Annotated in this window: 15 protein-coding genes and 1 tRNA gene; 3 read left to right on the plus strand and 13 right to left on the minus strand. The window is 66.5% G+C overall.

All coding sequences use genetic code 11. The features are described 5' to 3' along the window. Positions 1-229: 229 nt before the first annotated feature. Complete coding sequence (locus ACXJKH_RS09980; protein WP_457319324.1) at positions 230-2,029, plus strand: autotransporter outer membrane beta-barrel domain-containing protein; 1,800 nt, start codon at positions 230-232, stop codon at positions 2,027-2,029. 124 nt (positions 2,030-2,153) lie between these two features. Continuing rightward, positions 2,154-2,227, plus strand: a tRNA-Gly gene (locus ACXJKH_RS09985). Positions 2,228-2,658: 431 nt separating this feature from the next. Here the strand turns inward: ACXJKH_RS09985 and ACXJKH_RS09990 are convergent. The 8 genes from ACXJKH_RS09990 to ACXJKH_RS10025 are packed head-to-tail and all read right to left on the minus strand — an operon-like array spanning position 2,659 to position 6,276. Further along, on the minus strand, positions 2,659-3,699 hold the full coding sequence (locus ACXJKH_RS09990) for a tyrosine-type recombinase/integrase (protein WP_457319311.1): 1,041 nt from the start codon (positions 3,697-3,699) through the stop codon (positions 2,659-2,661). Next, on the minus strand, positions 3,700-3,897 hold the full coding sequence (locus tag ACXJKH_RS09995; RefSeq protein WP_346492260.1) for a DUF4224 domain-containing protein: 198 nt from the start codon (positions 3,895-3,897) through the stop codon (positions 3,700-3,702). A 1-nt stretch (position 3,898) separates the two neighbouring features. Continuing rightward, the gene (locus ACXJKH_RS10000) at positions 3,899-4,198 is read right to left on the minus strand and encodes a hypothetical protein (protein ID WP_457319312.1); all 300 of its coding nucleotides are present in this window, start codon (positions 4,196-4,198) and stop codon (positions 3,899-3,901) included. A gap of 25 nt (positions 4,199-4,223) precedes the next feature. Continuing rightward, a complete protein-coding gene (locus ACXJKH_RS10005; protein ID WP_457319313.1) occupies positions 4,224-4,967 on the minus strand; it encodes a DNA-methyltransferase in 744 nt (247 codons plus the stop codon). Continuing rightward, positions 4,964-5,182 (minus strand): DUF7220 family protein, encoded by a 219-nt coding sequence (locus ACXJKH_RS10010; protein WP_457319314.1) that lies wholly within the window; start codon positions 5,180-5,182, stop codon positions 4,964-4,966. Before ACXJKH_RS10010 ends, ACXJKH_RS10005 begins: the two co-directional genes overlap by 4 nt. Continuing rightward, complete coding sequence (locus ACXJKH_RS10015; RefSeq protein ID WP_457319315.1) at positions 5,179-5,382, minus strand: hypothetical protein; 204 nt, start codon at positions 5,380-5,382, stop codon at positions 5,179-5,181. Before ACXJKH_RS10015 ends, ACXJKH_RS10010 begins: the two co-directional genes overlap by 4 nt. Further along, positions 5,375-5,896, minus strand: coding sequence for a hypothetical protein (locus tag ACXJKH_RS10020; protein WP_457319316.1), 522 nt, complete (start codon positions 5,894-5,896; stop codon positions 5,375-5,377). Before ACXJKH_RS10020 ends, ACXJKH_RS10015 begins: the two co-directional genes overlap by 8 nt. A gap of 11 nt (positions 5,897-5,907) precedes the next feature. After that, entirely contained in the window at positions 5,908-6,276 is a 369-nt protein-coding gene (locus ACXJKH_RS10025; RefSeq protein WP_457319317.1) for a hypothetical protein, read from the minus strand. Positions 6,277-6,328: 52 nt separating this feature from the next. Between ACXJKH_RS10025 and ACXJKH_RS10030 the strand changes: the two genes are divergently transcribed. Continuing rightward, a complete protein-coding gene (locus ACXJKH_RS10030) occupies positions 6,329-6,799 on the plus strand; it encodes a hypothetical protein (protein WP_457319318.1) in 471 nt (156 codons plus the stop codon). Between the two features lie 25 nt (positions 6,800-6,824). On the opposite strand, the gene ACXJKH_RS10035 is transcribed toward ACXJKH_RS10030, so the two are convergent. The 5 genes from ACXJKH_RS10035 to ACXJKH_RS10055 form a co-directional block, all read right to left on the minus strand. Beyond that, on the minus strand, positions 6,825-7,316 hold the full coding sequence (locus ACXJKH_RS10035) for a hypothetical protein (RefSeq protein ID WP_457319319.1): 492 nt from the start codon (positions 7,314-7,316) through the stop codon (positions 6,825-6,827). After that, positions 7,313-7,864: a hypothetical protein gene (locus tag ACXJKH_RS10040; protein ID WP_457319320.1), complete on the minus strand. Its 552-nt coding sequence runs from the start codon at positions 7,862-7,864 to the stop codon at positions 7,313-7,315. Before ACXJKH_RS10040 ends, ACXJKH_RS10035 begins: the two co-directional genes overlap by 4 nt. Further along, positions 7,861-8,004: a hypothetical protein gene (locus ACXJKH_RS10045; RefSeq protein ID WP_457319321.1), complete on the minus strand. Its 144-nt coding sequence runs from the start codon at positions 8,002-8,004 to the stop codon at positions 7,861-7,863. Before ACXJKH_RS10045 ends, ACXJKH_RS10040 begins: the two co-directional genes overlap by 4 nt. Next, positions 8,001-8,201 carry a hypothetical protein gene (locus ACXJKH_RS10050; RefSeq protein WP_457319322.1) on the minus strand — a complete coding sequence of 67 codons (201 nt, stop codon included), beginning with the start codon at positions 8,199-8,201 and terminating at the stop codon, positions 8,001-8,003. Before ACXJKH_RS10050 ends, ACXJKH_RS10045 begins: the two co-directional genes overlap by 4 nt. Continuing rightward, positions 8,198-8,545: hypothetical protein (locus ACXJKH_RS10055; protein WP_457319323.1), on the minus strand; the 348-nt coding region annotated here is incomplete at its 5' end. The genes ACXJKH_RS10055 and ACXJKH_RS10050, both read right to left, overlap by 4 nt.

The following is an 8,545-nucleotide window of genomic DNA, read 5'->3' on the forward strand; positions in this document are numbered from 1 at the left end:
CCATTGTCCCTAATTGTGGCCGGTGTGCGTACCCTTGCCGGCCCGCTGTCGGGGCGGCGGAGGCCGCCGTGCGGGGTTTCCAGAGGCCCGGGGCGATTTCATGCGGCGACGCAGCGTGAATTGCCCGGGGCGCAGTGAAACCATTGCCACCGTGCGCCGGCGTACGTCGGCTGTTCCCCACCCCAAGGAGTTTTACATGCTGCTCAGCAAGCGCCCCCTGCGTTCCCTGATGGCCGTGGCCATCGCCATGGCCGCCCTGCCGGCCATGGCCCAGCAGTCCCCCTATACCAAGACCGTGTTCATCGGCGACAGCCTCACCGATGCCGGTTACTTCCGCCCGCTGCTGCCGGCCGAAGTGCGACCGGTCACCGGCCAGTCCACCACCAACCCGGGCTGGACGTATGCGCAGTTCGTCGCCGACTACTACGGCACCAATGCCTCGGCGCACGGCAACGGCCAGAACGGCGACAACTACGCCATCGGTGGCGCCCGCGTGGGCGTGGATAGCAGTCTGACCCTGGCCCCGGGCACCCCGGCGGTGCCGGTGTACTCGCTCAAGACCCAGACTGCGCAGTACCTGGCTGCCAACGGCGGCAAGGCTGACGCGAACGCGCTGTACACCGTGTTCGGCGGCGCCAACGATCTGTTTGCCATCCAGGCCGGCGCGCCGCTGGTGTCCACGCTGACCAACGCGGTGACCGACCAGGTCGGCATCGTCGCTACCTTGAAGGGTGCCGGCGCCCAGTACGTCGTGGTCCCGACCATTCCCGACGTCGGCCTGACCCCGGGCGCACGCGCGGGCGGCGCGGCCGGCATGGCCGCCGGCACCGCGCTGGCCAAGGCCTACAACGATGCCCTGTTCGCCGGCCTGAAGGCGGCTGGCCTGCAGGTGATTCCGGTCGACACCTTCCACGTCCTGCAGGAAATCGTGGCCAACCCGGGCCAGTACGGCTTCGTCAACGTCACCAGCCCGGCCTGCACCACGGCCTCGTCGCTGACCTGCAGCCCGCTGGCCTACGTCACCCCGAGTGCCGCGACCACCTACGTGTTCGCCGATGGCGTGCATCCGACCGCTGCCACCCATGAAATGCTGGGCCAGTACACCCTGTCGATCCTGGAAGCGCCGCGCAACCAGCAGATCCTGACCCACTCGGCGCAGACCGTGGGTCGTTCGCGCGCCGACCAGGTCAGCTGGCACCTGGGCGGCCGTCCGGCCGATGGCCTGAGCTGGTGGGGCAACCTGCGTGGCGACATGCAGCGCTACGCCCACGCCGACCTGTACGACGGCATGGCTCCGGCCGGCCTGTTCGGCGTGGACTGGGCGCGTGACGGCATGGTGCTCGGCGGCTTCGCCGGCTACGGCCGCATGGATGCGGACTTCGGCAAGAACAAGGGCGATTTCACCCAGTCCGACACCTCGCTGGGCCTGTTCGCCGGCTGGTACGGCGAGCGCGCCTGGGTCAACGCCCAGCTCAGCTACAGCTGGCTGGACTATGACGTGACCCGCAAGCTCCAGCTGGGGCCGRCCACCCGCATCCACGAAGGCTCCCCGGAAGGCAGCAACCTGACCGCAGCCCTGAACGCCGGCTACKAGTTCGGCACCGAGGGCGGCTTCCGCCACGGTCCGGTGGCCGCAGTGATCTGGCAGAAGGTCAAGCTGGACGGGTACACCGAGAGCAACCCGAGCGCGACCGCGCTGGGCTACGCCGACCAGGATGCCGACTCCACCGTGGGCCGCATCGGCTGGCAGGCGCGCTTCGACGGCGGCAGCGTCAAGCCGTACGTGCAGGTGACCTACGACCACGAGTTCGAGGACAGCAAGGAGGCCAGCGCATGGCTGCAGTCGATGCCGGAAGTGGGCATGTACAAGGTGCCGGGCCTGGAATTCGACAAAAACTACGCCACCGCCGTACTGGGCGCCCGCGTCAGCATGTGGGGCCTGAACAGCAACGTGGGCATCAGCACCACCACGCTGCAGAAGCGCGCCCGCGACGCGACGCTGTTTGCCAGCTTCAGCGGCAGCTTCTGATCCACTTCGCGCAGCGCTCCTGACCGGGCGCTGCGCGGAGCGGTCGAAACGCAGAAACAACGGGCGGCCCAGTGCCGCCCGTTGCCTTTTTACCGTCCCGCCGCATAGACTTGTCCGGCACCGCGCGGGTGTAGCTCAATGGTAGAGCTGTAGCTTCCCAAGCTACTGACGAGGGTTCGATTCCCTTCACCCGCTCCATATCCCCCAGTACTTTCGGGGATTCTGGTCGCTCCGCAATATCTGGTCCGCTCCGCAATTGCTCTATTGAGGTCAGGCGTGGGTGTCGATCCAATCCTTTAGCTGAGCTGCGTCCGAGGCCGTCTCGGCGTGAAACGTCCAGCCGTCCGGGGTAGGGTCGCAATCCCTGTACGTGCTGATTCCGGGATTGGAAGATGTTGGTTGTCCTGCCATAGACAGTGCATCTAGAGCAGCTTCGATCCGAGCTCGCAGCGACGCGGGTCCGCGAACCACTGCGCCGTCGACAGTGATCGTGTTGCTGTCGGGTTTACCCTGCATTCTAATGACCTCATTTGGTGGGCTTTGATGGTCTCGCAACCCGTAGGCCCTGTCGATCACGCTTGCGTGACGTCACCGTAACGCCCTGGCCAACCACTTCGCTGCCGTTAAGGTCAGCGTGTAGGGGTGGCCTTTGAACCCCGCTTCTTTCGCACGTAGATCTCGGTTGTCGTGACCGATGAGTGGCCCAGCTGGGCCTGCGCTTCGCGAATGTCATTGGCCGAATCGGCCTTGTCCGTGCCTGCCTTCGCGCGCAGGTCGCGGAACTGAAACTCCCCCTTTGCAATGCCGGCGTCATCGCGCGCCTTGTCAAACCGGTAGCGCAGCGCTGCCCGGCCCAGTGCCAGCCCGCTGTCGTCTACGATCAAGCGGGTGCTGTACGGCTTCGACTTGCCGTCAGGAAGCTTCTCGCTCTTCCGCTTGGCGATCCGTTCCAGCAGCGTCCCCAGTTCGCCCGTGATCTCCATGAGCACCTTGTTCGTGGACTTCGCCTGCGTGATAGCCAGGCCACGGGGTGTGACCTGCCGCATATCCATTGACCAGACGTCGCCGACGCGCTGGCCGGTCAAGTAGGCAAGATCCATGGCGTCCCGCAGGGAGGCGTCGGCATGCCGGTAGACCGCCTGGAACACCTCGTCTTCCACGTAGACGCCGCGGCCAGATTCCTTGTTGCGTCGAATGCCCTCACACGGGTTCGGCAGGTCCGTGACGCCTTTGCCGCGTGCCCAGTTCCAGATGTGCGAGAACAGGGATACTTCCCGGTTGGCGATGACCTTCGATGGGCGCCAGTCCAAGTACTGTCTGATGTTGATCGGTCGGATTGCTTCGAATGGCGCAGGTGGCGCATCGAAGAAGCTGAGCAGTGCGGTGATGCAGCGATTGTTGAGGCGCTGGGTGGTCACTGCCTTGGTGGGCACGACCTCTGCCTGGTAGCGCTGCGCGACGTGGCGGAAGGTCACGACGGCGGCGGCCGGGATAGTGTTCGCATGTTCGAACTCCGCCCACTTCTTGATGGCTACGCCGTAGTCGCTCCCGAGAGGCGTCTCCTTGCGTGGCCTGCCGCCGTGATCATAGTAGTAGTGCACCACGCCGGACTTCTGCCGGCGAGCGCGGAACCGGGGGATGGCCCCCGGCTTGTTCGGTTTCCTTCCCATTTACGCAACCTTGCTCGGGGTCCATGTCAGCGCCTGCTTGGCGCTCGCGCTCGTTCCTTCAACGCTGGAGCGCAACACGACAGGCCAGTCGTGAGCATCCAGATAGTGCTTGATCCCGTTCTTGCGGAGAAACGCCGCCTGGCGCGCGCGCTGCGGCGTGCGGCACAGGGTGACGATCTCATCGCGCGATAGGAACATGTCAGCCACTGGCCACCCGCCCTTCGCCTGGCATCTGCAGGCGCATCTGGATAACGTTGTCCGCCGCCGGGGCCGCGATCGCGGGCAGCACCTTTCGCGCGCTGCGGGCGGGGCGGTTGATGCGGCGCCATTCGGCCAGGGCGGCATCCGGCTCGGCATGCTTGCTGGTCATCCGGCATTTGCACTCGACCAGGTGGCCACCGCCGGCGGCGAGGCCGCGCAGGTCGTGGATGTGGCGCGCGCTGTGTCCGGCGGCGCAGGCCGGCAGCCCCTCGGGGTGGCTGATGTGTCGCTGGGTCATGGGGTGGCCTCCAGGTTGACGATGTTCATGCGGCGGCGCCTCGCAGCAGCGGGGCTTCGTTGTCCAGGCGTTGCTGGGCCGACGCGGCGATGGCCTGATCCTTCTCGATCAGGACGAAGCTGCGGTGTTCGATCGTGGCTGCGGCGCCGGTGCTTGCGCTGCCCGCGAAAGGGTCCAGCACGGTCCCGCCAGGTGGGCAGGAGTAGCGAATCAGGGGCAAGAGCAGCTCGAGCGGCTTCTGGGTGGGGTGGATGGCGCGGCCGTGTTCGTTGCGCACCTGAATCACGCTACGCATCAGGCGTGGGCCGCCATCCTCCGAGACGTAGGTGGTGGATCCAGTAGCGCCATGCCATTGAGCCGGCTTCTGCTTCTTACGGACGACCCTGGCGCGCGCGTCGTTCGTGACCTGCGCCGCGTGGTGCACGTCCGCCCATGCGCCGCGATAGAACATGACCGCATGCTCATGGACCCGCCGGAACCGATCGTTGTGGAAGCCCGTGCCGTTCTGCTTCTCCCACACGACGTCTTGGGAGTACCGGAACCCGTGGGCCGCCATCTCCGCGAACACCGGCACCAGGAAGCGCATGGAGCCGAACACCCAGATGGAGGCCGCTGGCTTGAGGGCCCGAGCCACGTGTTCGATCCACCCAGGGCAGATCGCATCCCATTCCAAAGACGTGTCGCCATAGGGCGGATCGGTGATGCAGCAATCCGCAATCGCGGCCGGGAGCATGGGCAAGACCTCGCGGCAGTCGCCGACGTGGATCATCGGCGCACCGCCAACCGGTTGAAGAAGCGCCGCACCAGGTAGCCGCGCACGATCGAGATCACGGTGTAGACCACAGTGATGCCCAGCGCTGTGCCCGCGCCGACGGAGTAGCCGAACGCGGCCATCACGAACGGCGTCACCGCCCAGGAGATCCCGAAGCCGATTGCCGTGCTGACGTTGGCCTCGAGGAACGATTGGAGTTTGGTCTGGCTCAAGCGAACAGCTCCAGTTGGGCGGGGAGGGCCGAGCGGCGCTCGACCACCGCGGTGGGTTGAGGAAGGGCAGCAGCGGCCCGGCGGCGGGCATTGCCGGCCCAGCGCAGCAGCACGTGGGAGAAGGACGTGCCGCGCCGGGCGCGCGCCTCGTGCAGCAGCACGCGCGCCGTGTGCTTGGCCTGGGTGAAGGGATCAGCCACCGGCCACCTCCGGCTCGAGGAGGTGAGCCGCCCAAGCTTCGAAGTGGATCCCTGGGCGCAGCCTTGTGCCACGGCGCGGCACGAACTCAGGCCGGTGGATTGCGGAGACCAACAGCTGGGTTTCGGCGCGCTTGTTCGACGTGTCGCGGAAGGGCGCGCCGTGCCAGTTGCAGTTGCCAAGCGGCACGCCATGCGAAGGCTTCAGGCAGCTCCCGTCCCACTCCAGCAATCCCCAGCCGGCCGGCAGGTCCTCGACTTTGATCACCCCGGGCGGTGCCGCATAGAAGCGCCAGTCGCCGACGGCGTCTGCCGGATCGATGCGGTGCGGCTTCTTGGCGTCGGCAAGGAAGTCGGAGCGACTGGCCTTCACCTCCACGACCAGCGATATCCCATCACGCCAGCCGATGGCATCGGGCTGTTCACGGGGACCGGCCTTGAATGGGTCGCAAAGGATCGCGGCGCACCCGTTGCGTCGAAGCCACCGGACGGCTGCTGCCACGATCTCATCGTGCATTGGACCTGCCATCACCGGTCCTCCCGAATCTCAGCAACAGCCGGGACCTTGATGCGCATGTTGCGCGGCGGCTTGACGGTGGCCAGAGTGACGGGCGGATTCGGGGCTATGGGCCCGGTGTGGCGGTAGTCCCGTAGCGGATCGGCCACGAACCGACCGCCCTCCTTGCGCTGCACGGAGTATTCGGGGAAGGCCTCGGCGGGAAGCTGCTCTTGAGCCTCATCCATCAGCGCAACGAACCTCTCCTGCCAGTCGAGCGGCATGGACTGCAACGTGCGGCGCGGCACCACCAGGTAAGCTGCGCGGCCGAGCCCAAAAGCCTTCCAGATGGGCCCGTCGTAGTAGGGGTTCAGGACGGCCTGCTGTTCGATATCAGCCATTGGGGCTCTCTCCGCAGTGGTAAGCTCGGCCCAGCCCTAGAGGACGGAAGCCATGTCGCATAGCCAACTCGATCATTCCGAGGTTTTTCTCGTTCATCAGGACGGGCTCTTTGCAAAAGTGAGCGTGACGAAGGCCGCCAACGGTTGGTCCGTGCATGTGGTGGAAGTTAAACGGCCTAACGGAGTGACCGTCACGTTTGGGCACGGGCTTGGAGTTCCAGGCACGCTGGACGATGCGCGCGCAGCTGGCATTCGCAGCGCCCGTTCGCAGATTGCTACGACGCTGCACCGCGATACCAACGAGACCGGTCACGTGCTTCGGCCGCGCTATCAGCGCCGTTCGGATGGCACCGAGTACTTCGATGCATACGTGGAAGTGATCCAGGGAGACGACGTAGTACACCGGCACTTGATGGCGCCAGTGCCCAGCCGTCAGATGGGGGACCGCGAAGCAATGGACTTTGCTGCGCAGCTGCTTCGACACGTGACTGGCATTAGGGGTGATGGCTCGCTGGTCATTTGAGAACAACGCGGTGGCGGGCAGTGGGTCAGCCATGGGACACCCCCGGCGCTGGATCGCGCGGACGGTCGAGCAAATCAAGCTGCGCAGCTATCAGAGCCCCAGCGCGCACCAAGTCACGGCGCGCGTCCCTCGGCTTCCACCACAGGCGGTGCCATGGCCAGCACGCCGGCGGCGACCGCGTCGCCACGTGAGAGCGCCCGCCGGCGGCCAAGTCCATCGCCGCCACCTGGACATAGGCCAACGCCGCGTTCGCCAGTTCGCCGGCCTTGTAGTCCGCGTCGTTTTCGGCGCTGTAGCCTTCGGCGTCAACCTGCCGCTGGCGCTCATCGGCGATCGCGCGGACGCCGGAGCCCAGGTCAATGCACTGCGCGAGCGCGGTGCGGATGGCCTGGATGATGGCTACTTGCAGACTCGCGCGACGCTGCGGATCCCATTCCTCAGTGAACCGGCGGGCGACGTCGAGCGCGAGGGAATCGATATCGGCGGCGGTGGTGGAGGCGTGCTGTTCGTTGCTCATGCCTGGGTGTCCTTGAGGTACTGGTCGAGTCGTTCGAGCAGGTAGGTGGTTTCGGTCTGCCAGCGGCGGGCGTCGTAGTGGTTGATGACCTTCGACGTGGCGATCTGCTGCAGTGCCTGGAGGGGTTCGCGGAACCAGAAGGGGTCGAAGGGGAGGGCGGCGCGCCTGTCCAACGTTGGCGCCGGTGGGCAGCAGTCGGGCCCGGCCAGCCAGTCTTTCTCGTGGCAGTCTTGGCATACGCCGTCGCGGAACCGGTGGGCCTTGGCCGGCTGGTCTGCCTTCGGGTGCAGGTAGAGYGCACGCACCACCAGGTCACGCCGCCGCGCGTTGATCACGTCGCCTTCGTTCGCGGCGATCCACGGTTCCGACGAGTAGCGGGGGCGGCATTCGTAGCGCACCGGCTTCTGGAGGCCGTACAGCTGGTCCATGAGGGTGGCCGCCCAACCGCGCACCGTCTCCGCCGGCACCGGCTCAACAGCGGCGCCAGCGCGGCGCATGGCGCGCACGGTGGCGGCCACGGTCGGTCCCTCGGCGACGGCTGCGGTCATGCGCGCGGGTCTAGCGAGCGGATCTGTTCGAGCATCCGGGCGAAGTGTTCGGTTTGGCAGCGGCCAAGCCAGGTGGTGGCGACGACGGAGGCCAGGGTGGCGCCGGCAAGGAAGCCGAGGAAGAAGGTGACGACGATCATGCTGCGTCGCCTCCCGGTGCTGGGGACCGTGCTTCGCGCTGTCGGCGCGCGCGCTCGGCCAGTTCGTTCTGGACGGCCTTGGAATAGCCAGCGCGGACCAGCTGGCCGACGCACTCGTGGTGGTTCCAGCCCTTGCTGATGGCCTGGCTGCGCACGGACTGTGCGCGGGCGAACTGCTCGTAGGTGGTGACGCTCATGCGTCACCGCCCTGGAGCAAGGCGCGCTCGGCAGCCTCGTACTCGCTGCCCAGGATCTCGGTCATGCCGGGCATGGCCTTGCGGGTGCTGGCGTAGAGGAATCCGCCATAGACGAAGAGCGTCAGCCCTTCGAACAGGAATTCCAGATGGCTGCTGAAGCCGAGGGCTTGGTGAACACGGTTGGCACGGATGCTGCCGGTGGGGGCGTGATCTCTCCAGGTCGCGTTCAGGGCTTTCAGCTCTGCCTTGGTTTCTGCGCTGGCGCCCTTGAGCGGAGAGCTACGCGGCCACTGCAGGCCGTCGCGATCAGGCGCGCGCCAGAGGTCACGAGGCGCGACCGACAC

The organism is Stenotrophomonas sp. P5_B8 (assembly GCF_054049855.1).